This is a genomic window from Verrucomicrobium sp. BvORR034 (assembly GCF_000739635.1).
In the GTDB taxonomy this organism is placed as follows: domain Bacteria; phylum Verrucomicrobiota; class Verrucomicrobiia; order Verrucomicrobiales; family Verrucomicrobiaceae; genus Verrucomicrobium.
In genome coordinates, this window is the sequence record NZ_BATQ01000001.1 from 19,493 (window position 1) to 36,342 (window position 16,850).

Consider the following 16,850-nt stretch of genomic DNA (forward strand, 5'->3'; position numbering starts at 1 on the left):
CCGGTTACGATCCCGCGAATTCTTCCGGCCATGATCTCTCCCTTTCCTGATCGCCCGCTCCGCGTCCGGAGTTCCTTCGCCACCAAGAAAACTCTCGGCGGTATCGCGCTGCTTCTGCTGGGGATTGGATTCCTGGCTCTCTTCGTCTTCGTAGAGAAGGAATCCATCACTCAGGTCCTGGAAGACAAGAAGATCTGGGACACCGGGGTGCCGGCCAGTTTCTCGGAGGTTCAAGGCAACGAACGGACGAAGAACTTCATCTTCCACGAGTACGATCTGGTGGTGCGGTATGGGGACAAGGAGATGCAGGCCCGTAGCGCCAAGGTGAAGTTTGACACGTTCCTGACAAGTGTGGATCAGGAGGGCCGGCAGGAGTCCCGCTATCTGGAAAGCGATCCCACCAAGGTCGCCCACTCCTGGGCCATCGATGCCCTGACAGGCCGGTGGCTGGCGATCAGCTTTATGGGAGTGATGGGGGCTTTAATCGGAGGGTTTTCTGCATGGAGCGGGTTCGCCCTGTTCGGCCAACTCAGTCTGGCCAAGCGCTGCGGCGAGCGCTCTGAGGTCGTGAACCTGGAGATCACAAACGTGACGCCCAACGTCGTGAACGGCAAGCAGGTGGGACTCGTTTACAACTACCAGGGCACGGATAGGGATGGCAAACTCCACCAGGGGAAGGCAGTCTTCACCATGAAGGAGGAGCCGCTCTTTGCGGACGAGGAGCGCAAATACCTCGTGGGTCTGCACAGCCCGGCGGCACCAGGGAAGTTTCTGGTGCCGCGGAGTGACCTCCATCCCTTCGTGTCGCCAGTGCGCCTCTGATCTGACCGGGGCCCGGAGGAACATCATCCCCAGAGGCCCTGGAGCCGCTCTGCGGCGGGCACGGTATAAGGAAACTGAGCGCTCAACCGATGGTCGGCGATGCCGGCCAGTTCGCGCAAGGCTCCATGAATGTGCTCCGGGCGCAGGCGGATGCCATTCCCGGCATCCGTGGACAGGGTGGCAGGATTCACGGGCACGCAGAACTGTTGATCATCCGTGGCACCGATGACGCGATTCCCCTGGATGCCGCGCCCCATGAACATGACGGAGCCGATGGACCAGTGGTCCTTGCCGTTGCCCTTGTTGTACTGGGGCGTGCGGCCCATCTCACTCTGGATCACCACCACCAGCCGGTCGCGGATCTTGAGATCCTCCGCCCGGCGCATGAGGTGGGCAATGCCGGCCAGGAACTCCGGGATGAGTTTCATCTGGTCCTTGTCGTTGTTCGCGTGGCTGTCGAACTGGCCGATGGTCAAGTTCGCGGAAACGCACACGCCCGCCTTGAAGGAGGCGAGGGCGATCTCCACCTGCTGGGCGAGACGGGCCTTGGGGATCTCCGCCGGGATGTATGGCGTCACCCGCTGAAGGGCCTTGGAATTGAGCTGGGCAGCGTAGAGCATGCTCTCGGCACGCTCCACCCGCGGCAGCACCTGACGGGAGAGCCGGGCATCGGTCTGCGCCTTCAGGGTGCGCTCGATGCGGTCCAGCACAAAGTCATCGTGATAGGGCGACCGCTGCTGGCCCTCCACGCTGTCCGCATTGGCCACCCGCTGGAGGGAGGGCAGGTAGGGGATGCGCGACATGGGCACGAGGTTGCCGGTGTTGGAGTAGTTGCCAAACGTGAGGTAGGCGAGGGGACACTGCGGCCCCCGACAGGCGGCGACCAGCGCGGCGAAGGTGGGGTAGGCCAGACTGTCGAGATGCCCGGTGGCCATGTAGCGAGCACAAGGGGAGTGGTTGTTCACCGAATAGTCCAGGCCGTTCACCACCAGGAGTTCGCTGCCGAACTCGGCAAAGAAGTCCTCATTGCTCATTCCAGCCCCGGCTTCCATGTGGGCCGCGTTGGGCGCAAACTTCAACTGGCCGCGGGTCTGGATGTCGCCGTTCCCATAGAGACGGTTGATGCCGTCGGTGCCTTTGGGATCCATGAGATAGGTCGTGTCCCAGCCGCCGGAGGCATTGAAGACCACGTAGTACGGCCCTTCAAAGGCGTCCGGGTTGGCGGAGGCACTGCGGGCTTCCTCTGCGGCGAATCCCAACCCGGGAATCGCCACGGGTGCCGCCACGCCCAGACCGGCCAGGCCGCACAGTTTTAGGAAATCACGTCTCATGTCATGGTGCTGGGTGGCTATTCGTAGAGGAAGTCCCGCTCCCGGAGCAGGCAGGTGACGACGGCGCGCCAGGCGCGCATGATGTAGCGGGGGTCCCTGATGCGGCCCACGCCCTCCACCCGGCAGGCGTAGATATCCAGCGGCTCCAGTCCCTGGCGCTCCCGGGCATCGCTGATGACGCCGGCAAAAAGATCGTAGATCCGCCCAACCTCCGGGGAGTCCGGGGCATCGTCCCGCCCGAGAATGAGGCGGTGCAGGTGCACAATCGCCTCCCGGATGCGGGCATCGGACTCGGGCGAGACACCGGGTTCGACATCCGGCTCGATCCCAGGAAACAACACTCGTGCGACAGGTGCCCTGGCGAAATCCACCGGCACATTCCGGCAGGCCACATCATTGGCCATGGCCCTCTGGATGGCCCCCATGGCACCGCTGGGGTCCGTGGCACGCTCCGTCACCTCCTTGGAGTCAATGCCACCGTACAGGAGCGCAAACTGCGGGTCTCGCAGCCGACCCCAGTCGCGGCCAAAGATGGCCGTGACTTTGCGCTCCAGCTGCTCTGGCATGAGCAGGCGGACCAAGCCCACGTCGGCCAACTCCGCCTGGCGATCAGCGTTCACCGCCAGATCCTGGGTGGCGAGCCCGTCCGCCCGGTAGAAGGGCGAGACGGCCCAGCCTTGGAGGATGGATTTGAAATTGTGGCCGGACTTCACAAACTCCGCGGCGATGCGGGCCACCTCCCGGCGCTGGGCCTGGTGGGCGTGCAGTCTGGCCTCATAGTGTGGCTCAGCAGGATCCTTGGGCGGCAGAAGGGTCTTGCGCCCTGTCAATACATAGAACCCATGTTCCACCATGGTGGTGGCGAAGCGCGGATCGCGCACCGTATGCTCACCCAGCCACTGCAAGGCCCGCCACCGCTGGTCGCCAGGCAGATCCTCGCCTTCAAAGCCGGGTGCGAAGACATCTTTGAACCAGCCATCCTTCCGCGGACCAAACACCCCCTCCAGGCTGTAGTAGTCCTGAAACACACCCGCTACGGGATCCAGTGTGCGATGGCACACCACGCACTCCGAGGCCTGCATGACGGGCACCTCAAACTTGGCCGACACCGCAGCAGCGTCTTTCACCCGAGCCGCCAGTTCCATCACGTCCACGCCCAGGAAATGCTGGTAGTACATGCGGGCCCGCAGGCGGTTCCGGTTGGTCTCCGTGGTGGGGTAGCGCCGCAGGTACTGAAAGAGGCTCATCATCCCGGCATGCGGGTAGAAGCCGGTGGGCGATTCCTGGTGGTCACGACCTGTGCGATTCTTCAATGATGGCAACCGGACCGGCACATACTCAAAGGGGTCCTCCACGTTTTTAAACCGGTCCTTCACCTCCTCAAACAGACCATAACCCCGCGCCGTGTACGGCGAGATCATGATGTAGTCTGCCGTCGCGAGCTCGGTGAAAGGCCGGTTCTCCCGCACCATGTGCTTCACCAGCTCCATGGGTTCGCGGAGTAACGCTTCGCGGTAGTCATCGGCCAGCTTGTACCGCGCCTTCTGGCGGGCTTTCTCATCGGCGATGCTCGTGAGATCGTGCTTCTGCGTCCAGTGCCGGGTGGTGCTGAAGTGATCGTACGACAGGGCACTTTCCGCCCCATCGCCATAGCCCCGCGTGAGGAAGATATCATTGAATGCCTCGGCCAGTCTGTCGTAGAAGGCCTCCTCCTTCATCACTGTCTCAAGCACAGCAGGCAGGGCTTTGAGCCCACCCTGACCGATCTGCCTGTCTTCGTCGGCAGTGGGCAGCCGTCCTGCGAGGGAGAGGGTCAGTCTTCGCAAGAGGCGGCGGTCGTCCACCATGGTCACGCCCGCAAAGAAATCAGTCTCCGGACCGGACAACTTGGCGGGCACCGACAAGGCAGCCTGCCAGGTGCCAGCTTGCACCCGCTGGACGAAATGCTCCAGCACCTGGAAGCGCGGCGAGCCCGGCTTCAGCACATCTTCTCCGCCATGGTCCAACCCTCCACTGGCCTTCATCAGGAGACGGGAGCCATCCTTTTCCCGGACACCTGCCATCTTCTGAAAGGTGGTTTGATTGTGCTGCCAGGACTCCTGCTGATGGGGGCTGGAGTCCTTGGCCGGATCGTGCAGAATGAACTCGCTGTCCTCCGCATCGCCCCCCTGCTTGTGACACTTCAAGCAGGACTGGGCTCCCACTTGAAGCCAGACCGTCTTAAAGGGATCGACCCCTTTTGCGGGGATCACTCCGGCAGCGCAGGGCGTGGCCTCCGCGGCGGCACTGAGAGGGTACACCGGCAGGCCGGCCAATGAAAGCATACCCGACCAGACCAGCAGGATCGACCTGGACCGGTTGAGTGAGAGCGGCAGCGGGGAGTCCATGGATCAAGGACAAGTCCGGACAAAATACGGCAAAGCTGGACATACGTTGCAAGTTCACAGGTATTGCATCCCGACTCCATCGTCAGGGCCTGGAAGCGTGTTTACCTCGCGATTGAGGCTTGAGCTTTCCAGGATTTTTGCTTTGTGGGAAGTGTTAACTCTTGCCCTTGAGTAAGTCCCTTTCTGCGATGGTGAATGAAGATGTCTGGCATCCCTCGCCCTCCGCCAAAACCCGCCCCCCACGATGAACTATCTAGTCCACAAGCACGGACAGCAGCTTGGTCCTTTTTCCGAAGCCACTCTGCGTCAGAAACTCGCGACCGGTGAATTCGCGCTGATGGACATGGCCTGGCGCGAGGGCCTGCCCGGCTGGATGCCGCTGAAAAACGTGCTTCCGCCGGAAATGGCACCCCTGCCAGGGACGCCCCCCGCTCCAGCGCCTCCGCCCCTGCCCCCGCGGCAGCCCGTACCGCAGGCCGCAGCGCCCCTGCCTGCTCCCGCAGACATCCCCCTGCGTCAGCCAGTGGCATCGCCAGCTCTTGACCGGACTTTCCCGGCGGGGGCAGGCAAGCCTGCGTTGAAGCGGCAACGCCCCCTCTGGCCGTGGGTGCTGGGGGCTGTGATCCTCTGCGGATTTGGCCTGCTCTTCACGATCGGTTTCCTCGTGCTGCAGAAGGTGAACAAGCAAGTCACTGCAGCCAGCAGCGCAGAGAAGTCTCTCTTTGAGGACCGGGCCGGACATCGCACGGTTTGGAAGAAGTCCTCGTACAAGGCATCGGGACCCGCCGAGGATCCACCTCAAGGAGTGTTTGAAAAAGTCCACTACCGGTCCGACGCAGGCTCCCTGGTGGCCTACATCACCCCCGACCCCAAGGATGGGAAGAAGCATCCGGCTATTGTCTGGGCCCACGGCGGGTTCGGCGGCATCGGCAGCTTTTTCTGGGACGATGCCTCCAAGTATGATGACCAGTCGGCCCGCGCCTTCCGCGAGGCGAGTATTGTGCTCATGACACCGTCCTGGCGGGGTGAGAACGACAACCCGGGAAGGTTCGAACTGTTCTTCGGCGAGGTGAATGACCTCCTGGCCGCCGTGAAACATGTGAAGACGCTGCCCTATGTGGACCCCAACCGCGTGTACATCGGCGGGCACAGCACGGGTGGCACGCTCACGCTCCTGGCCAGTACGGCCTCGGACCAGTTCCGTGCGGCGTTCTCCTTTGGCGGCATGCCGGATGGGCGCGAAGTGCTCTACGCTGGCGAGGGGTTTGGCAACACACCGTATGATTCGTTGAAGGAGCGCGAGAGCCTGCTGCGCAGCCCCATCCGGTACACCCGGTTCATCACGCGTCCCACGTTCTACTTTGAAGGTGAAGACAACCCCACCTTTGCCGAGAGCGCCCAGAAGATGGGCAGGCGGGCGGCCAACATCAACGTGCCCTTCCAGGCCTACACCTTGCCCGGCACCCACTTTGACATCGTGCATCCCGTCACTGGCCTGGTGGCGAAGAAGATCCTGGCCGACACCGGTGATACCTGCAATGTGACCTTCACTGATGCCGAACTGCGCACAGCGTACGATGAAGCGTTCAGTCACACGCTGGGCACCGTGCTAAGGGCCTGGCTCAAAGATGGCGGAGACCTTACCAAGGCGCTGAAGGATCTGAAGGCAGATGATACCGAGCCGCGCACGACCAACGATGTCAAACTGCTGACGCAGACCGTGGACAAGCTGCGGGGCGCACCCGCGAGTCCCGCCATCACCACCCAGATGGCTGCCCTCACCGAGATCTGCGACAGCGTAACAGACTCCGACATCTATGATGCCCTGATCGAGGAAGTGCTGCCTGGAGTTCATTCCTGGGCCAAGAAACGGCTGGGAGATTCGACCACGTTCGCTGCGGCCTCAGGCGAAGACCCCAGTGAGGCGGCCCAGTTCCTCCAGGTGCTGCAATACATCCTGGAGTATGGCGAGACAGGGAAAGCACGGCCCCTCGTTGTCGTGGCCGCCCGCAACGGGGTGGGACAGGAGGACTACACATGGACTTCATTGTTTAACACCTTCTCCGCGGACCCGGAGCAGATGACGCTGCTGATAAAGGATCTGAAAGGCAGCCTGCCACCAGGTTTCGCGGGGGTGGCGCTGCTTGACTCCGCGAACCAAGCCCGCCTGAAGGATAAGTGGAAGGGCGTCCACCCCTATGACACGGAAGCAGGCGTCACCCGGCTTCAAGAGTGGCTGGAGAGCCGCGATAAGGAAACCACCAGCTACGCCCACAGTACTGCGGTGGGACTGGCCTATCTCTCGCCGGCGAATCGAGCGAAACTGCTGCCGGTGGCCCTGGCTCATCCCGATGAAGAGGTGCGGCTGGAGGCCGCGTGGGCAGACCTGAAGAATGAGGGTACCACGGGCCTGGAAGTGCTCCAGAAGGCCTGCCTGGACGTCAACCGCTCCAGCACCGCCAAACGCTACCTGGAGGAACTCAAACACGCCGCTGACATCCCAGCCGCTGCAAAGGAACCGGAGTTCGCCGCGAAGGCCACGATGTCTGAATGGCTGCAACATCCCAACGAGCTCGGGTCCCCGCCGCTGAGCCTGGAGGTCTATGACAAAACGGAGCTCTACTGGCCCCCCCGGCAGAAGAAGATTCCGCTGTGGCTGTTTAAGTTCACCTATCGCTTCGACAGCGACGAAGGCGAGGCTGCCAAGGAGGTCAAAACCAGCTACGGCATGGTGGGCACCATGACGTGGTCCTTCTTTGCTGAAGACGCCGCCGCGCCCACGCCCGGGCACCTCTACGTCAAACACTGCGCCCTGGAACTGCAGCACCTGGCTGAAGACGATGAGGACGAAGAAGAAGAAAACAAGCCAGACAAGAAGAAACTGACCTCCGAGGAGTGGCAGGCCGAGGCGCGGAAACAGTTGGAGAAAGGCAATCCGGGCAGGAGTTTTGAATGACGGCGTAGGTTCGAAAGCGAGCGGGGGATGGCATTTGCGCGGTCCCTGCTCCGACCTGCCAAATATTTTTCCAAACTCATTCAACATTCACGCCGGTGGATGTTCAATGCTCTCCACTGACTGTTTGGTCTTGCTCACACGATGTGGAGTGTCCGGTCCATTTTATTCGGGACGATTGTCTCCTGGTTTGCCCTCGCTGGTGCCTGGCTATGCATCGCCGCAGGGCAGCCTGATGCTGTGGAGGCATCGCCCCCGCCCGCCTGGTGGGTTTGGAATCGCACCACATCGCTGACGGCGGAGGAAGCCGCGACGATCCAAAGGCACGGGGTCAAAGAGTTGCAGTGGAACCTGGGCACGCTGACGCGCAAAGGCACCCAGTGGACTGGCGCGGAGAAGTTGTACCTGCCTGCACGGGTGAAGGAGGTGTCCATCATCCCGGTGGTGCGTCTCCATCATGCACCTGCCACCATCGCGGAACCGGCGGCGGATGAAGCACTGGCCGAGCTGCTTTCAAGGCTCTGCGGACGTCTGGACTGCAAAACGCTGCAGTTGGACTACGACTGCCCTGACCGCTTGCTGTCCCGCTATGCGGAGGCATTGAGCAAGATCCGCAAGCGCATCGCCCCGGTGCGTCTGAGCGTCACCGCCCTGGCAGGCTGGCCCAGGGTGGCAGGGTTCGAGGAACTGTGCGCCAGCGCAGATGAACTGGTGCCCATGTTCTACGACCTGGAGGAGGACGCTGTCGCGGAGCGCCGGGCACCATTGCTCTCCGACACCACGGTGCGCGAGCAGATCCCGCTCTGGGCACGCTGCACAACGAACTGGAGGGCCGGGCTCCCCAACTTTACCCGTGTGACGGTGCTGGATGCGGAGGACAAAACCCTGGGACACGTGGACACCTGGCGCTGGGAGACGCTGGTCTATGATCCCGCGTGGGAGGTGCGGTCCTCCACCACCCAAGGCATGACGGAACTGCGCGCCAGATCCGCGAGCAAGGTGGGGCGCAATCCAGTGGCCCAGGGTGGCGGACTCCTGGTACGGTGGCCGGACCTGAAGGTGCTGCAAGCTGCCAGTGAGTCTGCCCGCGCCGCAGGGGCGCGTGGCGTGGTCCTGTTCAAACTGCCGCAGGCGGATTCCCCCAGCGGATGGAGTTTGAGCACCGTCCTTGGAGCTTTGAATGACAAAGCACTGAAGGAATTGCGGCCCGCGCCACAAGACTTCCGACTGCTGCAGGAAGGATCCCGGCTTACGCTGGTGCATCAAGGAAGCATGGATCTGCCTCCGCGATTTGGGCCAGCTTCACATGACTTGGATGCAGACTCCGCCCGGTCTGGCTGGAGCCTTGAACTCGACCTGCCTCCTGCCGCACTCGCTGAGTTCACCGCCGGTGACTTCGCAGGTCGCGACACGCAGCAGGAACAAAAGACCGGGCACGTCGTGGTACAACTTCCCCATCTGCGCAGCGGCGGCAGCCTCAGTTCTGGTTATTTCCAGTATCTCCATCCGCCGGCCGTGTTGCGCTGGCGCATTCCCCAGCTCTCACCTCTATGGCAAACCGCCGCTCCCTCCCACTAGCCTTGCTTGCCGCGGGCACCTGTCTGGCTGTTCCAGGCAAGGTGAACTCCTGTGGCCCGATGTACTATGCCGCTGCCCCAGCGCTGGCGGCGTTTCCCGAGCGGCATCCGGTGAAGACGATGCTGGATCTGTTTGCTGAGTCACAGAAGGCTGGCGCTTCCCCAGATCAGGAGCCCGTGCCATTGCTGGTGCGGCGCCTGCTGTCTCAAAGCAGGGAGGAGGCCATTCAGGCCATCGACCATGCCATGACGGTGAATCGCACGCCCGGATATTATCAAGCCCGCATGGCCAATCTGCTGTGGGATCTGCGCGACCTGCGTTTTGCCTGGGAAGGAAACTTCAACGACGAGGCCAAAGCCTACGTGGAGTGGCGGGTAAAGCAGTACGAGAGTGAAAAGCGTGGCCTTCCGCCCAGCATGGCGGCAGAGCATCGCAAAGTAGAGGAGGGTTGGTGGTTGTCTCCCCAGCAGAAGGTGGAAGAGGAGCGCAAGCTGGCGATGGAACAAGCCGCCATCAAAGCGGGAATTGAAGAAGGGGAACGCGCCATTGCCCAGGCATCGCCCGCGCTGGCCCCTCACTGGATGGTGGCGAGAGGTGGAGCAGCCTTCCGCCGTGGAGCGCTGGAAGAAGCGGCGGGATGGTTCGAAAAGGTGGTGCAGCAGCACGCAGGGCATCCCCGGCGGGAGACTGCGCTGTTCATGATAGCCCGCCTGAAGATCGAGGAAGCCCGGCGTATTTCGCGGAAACAACCCGAGGCGGAAGCGGGGCCTCATGACCTGCCCGAGAGGCTGTCCAACGCCCTGGAGGAGGCCGAACACGCTCTGGATGACTACGCCAAGGAGCATCCCAAAGGGCGCTACTCTGTCGAGTTGGCCGGTTGGCGGGGAGCCATACACACCCTGGCCGGGCAACACTGGCTCGCCCTCGGTGACTATGTCACGCAACTGGATCACGCAGACCATTCAGAAGTGCGTGAATCCGCCGGGCGTGAGATCGAACGCTGTCTCAAGGAGCTGTTGTTGTCGGACAAGGTCGAGGATGATCCAGAGGGCATCCAGACCGTGCTGGTTCTGCTTGCCGCCAGCCCACCAGCAACGCTCCGGGTCATGGGGTATCTTCTGGATGGTCCGGCCAATCTTGGCTATGAGGCCCGTTATTGGGACGAAAGCTATCTGAACCAGGAGAAGCTGGACAGGATCAAGACCATGCTGAACCGGTCCCGTCATACGGACATGCTGCAACAGCTGGCGGGTGCGGCCATCGACCACGAGAAGGCATTCAAGACAGCGAAGTGGCATCCTAAATTTGTGGCCTTGATGGCCTGGGCCGCGACGGAAGGAGGCGAACATGCCCAAGCCCTCCGCCTCTGCGAACGCCAGCCCGAAGCTCTGGCGGACAGCGACGACCTCCAGTACTGCCGCGCTGTCGCCTTGCAACGCCTGGGAGACGACGCCAGGGCTGCTGAGGCGTTGCAAGCCCTGCGGGCCCGCTTTCCCGGAAGTCCGCTCTCCAAAGGGCTGGCACTCCGGCAGGCCCAAAGTCTGCACCGGCTGGGACGTGATGGCGAAGCCATCGTGGTCCTGAACGTAGCCGTCGCGGCCATCGAGTCGGCGGAACGGGAGCCCCTTCCAGACGGTGAAAAACCCCCTGTCTTCCTGCACTCCTACGAGGAACTCCGCCAGTACTTGGACGTGCTGGAGCAGTTCTGCCCTGTGCCGCAACTGGAAGCAGCGCTGCAATCGCCACAGCTGACTAACCCCTCCGCCTTGCGCCTTCATCAGCTCACGGTGGCCCGCCTGCTGGCGGCTGAGGACTGGACCTCCCTGCGCCGGGTGCTGGACCATCCTCCCGAAGGAGCGGGTGCCCTCCAGGCAGATGAACTGGACCGGCTGGAACAAATCTACGCAGACTGGGAATGGCGCCAGCCCTCGCCGATGTATTTCTATGCCACCAGGAGTTTGCACGCCGGCCTTGGGCGGGCGTTTCTGTTATTGCATGAACCCCTGCGTGACAGCATGGAGCCTGGTCAAAAAGCCCTCTGGCACTGGAGCCTCGCCACGACTTGGGAAGCCTGCCGGGGCCAGCTGATCCTGTCCGCCGTCCACGCAGGCCCGGGCAGCTACATGGCCAGCGATCATCGCCAGATGGAGCTCCGCCTTCGCGCAAATGCCCTGGCCTTGGGATACCGATCCGACACCGTCAATCGAGAGCTGGAGTCGCGCGATGAACTGCGCCACTCCTACGATCACTGCCTTCAGGCTGCAGATGCAGCTCCAGGCACGCCACTGGCCGCCCGGGCTCTGTTCAAGGCTCTCGAAAGCCTGCGGCGGATGGCCGAAGTGACACCGTATGCCCAGGGACGGGCATTCGAAGCGGATTGGGGGAGCGTTTCCCGGCAGCTGTATGATCGCCTGCTCAAAGAATGCCCACAGTCACCCGAGGCCACGCGACTCGCCGCGTGGTGGGACTTTGCCGCCACTCCTGAGCTTCATGACTGGATGCCAGGAAACGGCTATCCGGCCGGGGAAGACTATACGATCCGCGATATCCTGGTGCCCGATCCGTCGGTGAAGGGCCGTGAACGTTGGGACCAGCAAACCTGGCAAAGAGAATCCGAACGCAGACGCCAGTTCGGTGTCCTGCGGGAGCGCATCCAGAAGCTCGGAAACTACTTAGAAAGCCGCGGTCTGGAGGCGGCCAGAACGGAATCCAAGGCCATCCGGGAGGCCCTGATCCCGCTGGCCGATGTCCTGGAATGGACGGAAGCCATCAATGCTTTGGATGGGACGGACCTCATGTTGAACCAGGCTTCACCAGACCTGGACGCTGTGAAACGTTATTTCCTCCACACCAGTGGTCCTCCGGTTGAGGAGCCCCCTGTCATTGCTGGCATTCCCGTGCGGACAACAGCGTCGGATGGAATGGAAGACCTTCGCGCCTACCAGACGGCTACGGTGGGCATGGAGGAGGATCGGAACAAGCCGGACCGCTGGAGCCTTCAGGAGACACGCTGGCAGAGCTATCTGGCCGCCTATCCCCAATCACTGAAACGTGAGGCAGCCCTGTTCCAACTGGCTCGTGCCGTGACCCGCCAGTACCGGACCTGGACTCATGTGCGAAATCGCAACTGGCCGGATGCACCGTTCATGGGAAGGTATGTCCACCTCGTGGTAGAGCGTGAAAAGCCGTTCGAAGCGGCCCGGCCCAATGCGGCTCTGGATGAATATCGCAAGGCCTATCCCAAGGGCCGCTATCTGGCCGATGTGCATCTGCTCCGGGCCGGTGTGGCGGTGGATGCCGGGGACTATCCTCTCGCCTTGCGTCTGCTCTGTGCTGCCCTGGCCGATGAGAACCACAAGGAACTGCATCTGGATGCTGCCCTGGCGCTCGCGCAATGCTTTGAGCTGCTGCACGATCCTGAACAACGTCGCGCCCTGGCCATCGCCATCGCGGCGGATCCCCTTGCCTGGGACCGGTTCACTGCCTTCACCCACAGTGCCAGCTGTGGCCAGCGGCTGAGGGTGTATGAGAATTGGGTGTCGAGCTTGAAGAAGTGAGGGGGCGGATGAGGGGAGGTACGGGCGATATCGGAGTTTTGGGAGATCATGAGCGGCTGAGCTTCTTTCAACCTGGCCCTTCCTCCTCACGCCAGTGTCTTGAAGTGCTGGCGGCTCGACGCCGCTTTCGCCTGCCGATGAGACGTTCTCTCCATCTCAATGCCATCGCCAGCAGGCAAAGGAGGCGGGGTCTCCGGCCCCGCTCAATCGAACGGCGACTGAGGGGGCACACGTGTTGAGCGGCTAGCCGTCGCGGGCCTTGAGCAGATCCATCCCTCCGCTCACCCGCGGGGCTGGAACCCCCGCCTCCTTTGTCCTCCCTGCTCCAGCGTCCGGGTTCTAGCTCATCACAAGGGGTGCCACGGCGGTGTCGGGCCACACGCACTCCGAAGACGCTTCGCGTGGCTGTCAGCGTTGGAGCATTTGAAGCTGGGCGACGGCTGGTCACTCTTCCGTCTTGCGCAATCCACATTCCTCTGCGCAAAATCGAGATCCTGCTCCCCCAACGATCTCGATGAAAAGGACGTCCTCCCCCAGACTCCCCGTCGCCATGCTCTGCCTCATTGCTGCGGGGCTTCTCACCATAGCTCACGGTGAAGAACCTGCCGGGTGGGTCACCAAATCCTTCCCCATGCGGTGGGAGGATGTCGCCCCTCCTGTCACGCCGGAAGGTGAAGTGCCACCACTTGTCCTTCCACCTCTGCCGGTCGGTCAGACTTCCGGCATGGAGTGGGAAAGGGTGATCAAGACATCCTCAGAGATGCTCACACGGATCATGCAAGACTACCTTCCGGTATTTCCGGCAGGCACCACGATGCTTTATGATCCTGCTACAGAGACACTCGCAGTTCGGACAACACAAGAGTCGATGCAAGTGGTTGAGATTCTAGCGCGGGAGCTTCTGCGAGGGCGTCCCTGGCAACCTGTACTGAGGGTCTTTGTTTACGAACTCGATCAGCCTGTGATGCGCGATCTGCTACTGGAAACTGCGGTCGCAAACGATCATGTCCAAGCTTGGAACAAGGTTGAGGCTTTGACTGCAAACAAGAAGGCAACGCTCCTAGATCAAATCCGGCTACCCGTGCGATCCGGCTTTCGCGCTTCGGCTGATTCGGGGTGTGAAAAACTGTTCCCTGAGGACAAAACGCCATTTAGAGGGCTGTCTTTTGAGATGGAGCCAGTGATCAACTCTGAAGGAAGGCTACTGACCTGCGACTATCGCCTCACTTGGAGTCCTCCACTCTTGGGTGCTATGCGTAAAGAGCATCCTTTGGTCACTTGGGATTCCTACACTTCCATGATTCCCGGACAGGTGCAATTGATTGGAGCCTGGAACGAACAAGCTGCTGCTTCAAAAAAAAGTCAGTGCGCTTTTCTTCTCTGCGGCAGGCATCCGGGGGTTCCCAAAGTGAACGAGGCGATACGACAGGTGCTCATTGATCACTCACCCCCCCCCTTGCCGGTTTCAAAAGCGACTGCGCCTGAAGCCGCACTGGGAATGAAGCTGGGCACTTATCGCGTACCTCGAAGTTACCTGGCACTCGATCAGGATCCAGTTTCGCCGCCGATGGACCCCTTTGCTACGTCTTCGACGACCGACAGCCTACGGCCAAAGACAACACGAAAACGTCCCCCAATCAAGGCCGCACAACATATCCTTGAAATGCAGGGCATCTTGTTCCCAGCAGGATCATTCGCAGCATTCCACCCGGGCGCGGGAGTGCTGCTGGTAAAGAATCAGGCAGCCAACCTTGATCAGGTTGAGGCTTTCGTATGGTCTCATCCACGTGTCTCTCCCACATCCCGGTTCACGATTCACCTGGTTGAAGCAGACAGCCAGCCATTGCGTGAGTTGTCCAGCGAAGCGGCCGAAGGTGGGGATCACACGGTTCTTTTGCAAAAGCTATCCAAGCTGCCAGACTTTCGATGGATCGAGTCTATCTTTGTGGACACCATGGCCGGCAGACGCGCGGGTTTCAGTTCGGGCTGGTTCAATGAGCCAATTGCAGCTGCTCCGCTCCCTGAGTCAAAAATTACCAGCAACGGAGAGGGGAATACCTCCGATCAGCCTGTCAACGAGAAGAAGCTTCTGCACTCTGGCATCCAAGTGAATCTGGATTCCGTTCTGGGGCCAGACGGAACAACCACCAACATTATCCTGGAGTTGGAGCAACGTGACGAGGAAGCAATTTCGCGATCAACTTCTGCAACAGGAGTCAAGTTGAATGTGTCTACCGTGATGACGGCTGGCACCACCCGATGGATCGCCACATGGCGCCCACCGGCGGGGAGCAACGCACCAGCTCGCGACAAACTGAGAGCCGTGTTTCTTACCTTGAACCAGATTTACTTTGACTCCGGATCGGACTTCTGATGAAACAATTCCAATTCTTCATGCTGAAACTGGGCCTCTTTGCCCTGGCCGTCGGCTCCAGGTTGGTTCACGCAGCTGAATCTGCTGAAGAAGACGACCCATGGGTGACCGAAGTTCTACGGGCGGATTTTTCGGCTGGATACCATCGCGACCTCGCAGCAGATCCTTTCACCTCCCCACCCTCGCCGGACAACATGCTCCCGCGTGCGGATGACTCGGAGGAAGCCTGGCAACGCTACGCAGTTGGGTCTACCAGAAGGCTCAGCCCATTTCTTCAGGAAATCGGTTGTCCCGTACCTGTTGGCACAGTGCTGATTCCGGATGCGTGGCAAGCCACGCTGGCTGTGCACACGCGACAAAGCGCCCTGAGCAAGCTCCGGCTCCACAGCCGAAGGCTTCTTACCCGTTTCCCTGAGACATTCGATCTGCGCGGAACGCTCTATGCCGGAGATGCGAGTTTGCTTTTTCCACTCGTGAACCAGGTCAGCTCTCAGGCGAGCCATAGTGAAGCGGTCGCACAATTGGAGACCCTTCTTAAAGGAGGGAAAGTCCAGTTGCTCGATGAGTGGCAATTGTACGCCAAACCGGAACAATCAACCAAACTCGAAAACCATACCGACAGGTCACACAGAAAGGAAAATGAAACAAGTGATTCTGATGCCGTTGCCATCGGGACCACCGTGGAAGCGAAGCTTTCCAATACCGTTGGTGACGGAGGAATAGCACTGTCTCTATCCTTCTCACACGCCGCAAGAACCGAAGTGTCCAATCCTGAAGACAAGACACGCATCGACCTCGCGGAAGCTCACGCGTCCAGCGTGAAGCTAAATATCTCGTCGATTCTGGCACCGGCAGAGCCGCACATTGTAGCGGCCTGGACGCCTCCGGAAACTGTACAAACGTCCGGTCAGAGGCAACTCCACCTCCTTGTTGTCAAAGCCCACATGAATAGAGTTTTGCCGCCAGGAAACGACGCGTTGAAGACCAAGCTGACCCAGGTGCTTCCCAAAGCAAAGGCCGAGTTGATCAAGACTGAAATGCAAAGTGCCAGTGAGGCAGAGCCCCCCAAACGGACACCACCTCCGGGAATGGAGACGCGTGTCATCAAGGTCCCGCCAAAGTTTCTGGAGAAACACCCGCCGGAACAGATTCTAAACGCCAATATCCCATTGCCAGAAGGTTCATCGTGCGTTTTTCATACACACTCCCGTACCTTGGAACTGGTCAACACTCCGGCTAATCTCGATGCCATTGCCAGGCTTGCTGCGGCACCTGAGTTCCAGAATGATCCGGTAATTCGCAAGACGGTGTACTTGGTTCGTGGTGACCGGCAGATGATAGGAAAGTGGGTGGAAGAGTTGGACACAAATCTTCTGCCTCAGTTGAAGTGGAAGGAGTTTCTTGAAGTCATAGCCCGCCTTCCTGAGCAGGCGAAGGTAGTGGAGGTGGCAAGCCTGGAAAGCAGGCCTGGGGAACGCAATGAACTCTTTGTGGAAGGGGTCGAACACGATTTGGCATGGATGAGCGACAGTGTCGCCGCCCGAACTGGCACCACCATGGACTGCAACCTGCTTTTTAACTATGCTCGAAAACTTCCGCTCCATGCAAAAGAGAGTCATAACAACCGATTGATGACCTCACTCATCTTGATACAGGGTACTCCATGTGTGATCGGAGAATGGATACCCGTGGCAGACACTGGTGCACCGGCAAGGGACCAACTACAGATAGCGGTGTTGAAGCTGGAAGCGGTGAGAAGACCAGTGACTGATGAATGAATCGCGGAGTTTTGCCCCGCTGAACGCCTGCTTTGGAGGCACTGTTTGTAGTTCAAACTTTTGTTTGCTC

Annotated in this window: 8 protein-coding genes; 6 read left to right on the forward strand and 2 right to left on the reverse strand. The window is 60.7% G+C overall.

Features of this window, described 5'->3' with window-relative positions:
- The first annotated feature begins 30 nt into the window (after positions 1-30).
- On the forward strand, positions 31-822 hold the full coding sequence (locus BV034_RS00080; RefSeq protein ID WP_050022860.1) for a hypothetical protein: 792 nt from the start codon (positions 31-33) through the stop codon (positions 820-822).
- 23 nt (positions 823-845) lie between these two features.
- Here the strand turns inward: BV034_RS00080 and BV034_RS00085 are convergent, their stop codons facing one another.
- Complete coding sequence (locus BV034_RS00085; RefSeq protein ID WP_050022862.1) at positions 846-2,153, reverse strand: DUF1501 domain-containing protein; 1,308 nt, start codon at positions 2,151-2,153, stop codon at positions 846-848.
- Between the two features lie 17 nt (positions 2,154-2,170).
- Positions 2,171-4,540, reverse strand: coding sequence for a DUF1592 domain-containing protein (locus tag BV034_RS00090; protein WP_265592469.1), 2,370 nt, complete (start codon positions 4,538-4,540; stop codon positions 2,171-2,173).
- Positions 4,541-4,784: 244 nt separating this feature from the next.
- Between BV034_RS00090 and BV034_RS00095 the strand changes: the two genes are divergently transcribed.
- From BV034_RS00095 to BV034_RS00115, 5 genes are all read left to right on the forward strand, one after another.
- Positions 4,785-7,496: an alpha/beta fold hydrolase gene (locus BV034_RS00095; RefSeq protein ID WP_050022863.1), complete on the forward strand. Its 2,712-nt coding sequence runs from the start codon at positions 4,785-4,787 to the stop codon at positions 7,494-7,496.
- Between the two features lie 141 nt (positions 7,497-7,637).
- A complete protein-coding gene (locus tag BV034_RS00100) occupies positions 7,638-9,071 on the forward strand; it encodes a DUF3142 domain-containing protein (protein ID WP_050022865.1) in 1,434 nt (477 codons plus the stop codon).
- Positions 9,044-12,628 carry a tetratricopeptide repeat protein gene (locus BV034_RS00105; RefSeq protein WP_050022867.1) on the forward strand — a complete coding sequence of 1,195 codons (3,585 nt, stop codon included), beginning with the start codon at positions 9,044-9,046 and terminating at the stop codon, positions 12,626-12,628. Before BV034_RS00100 ends, BV034_RS00105 begins: the two co-directional genes overlap by 28 nt.
- Before the next feature lie 550 nt (positions 12,629-13,178).
- Positions 13,179-15,002: a hypothetical protein gene (locus tag BV034_RS35505; protein ID WP_265592470.1), complete on the forward strand. Its 1,824-nt coding sequence runs from the start codon at positions 13,179-13,181 to the stop codon at positions 15,000-15,002.
- On the forward strand, positions 15,002-16,780 hold the full coding sequence (locus tag BV034_RS00115; protein WP_050022871.1) for a hypothetical protein: 1,779 nt from the start codon (positions 15,002-15,004) through the stop codon (positions 16,778-16,780). Before BV034_RS35505 ends, BV034_RS00115 begins: the two co-directional genes overlap by 1 nt.
- The last annotated feature ends 70 nt before the right edge of the window (positions 16,781-16,850 follow it).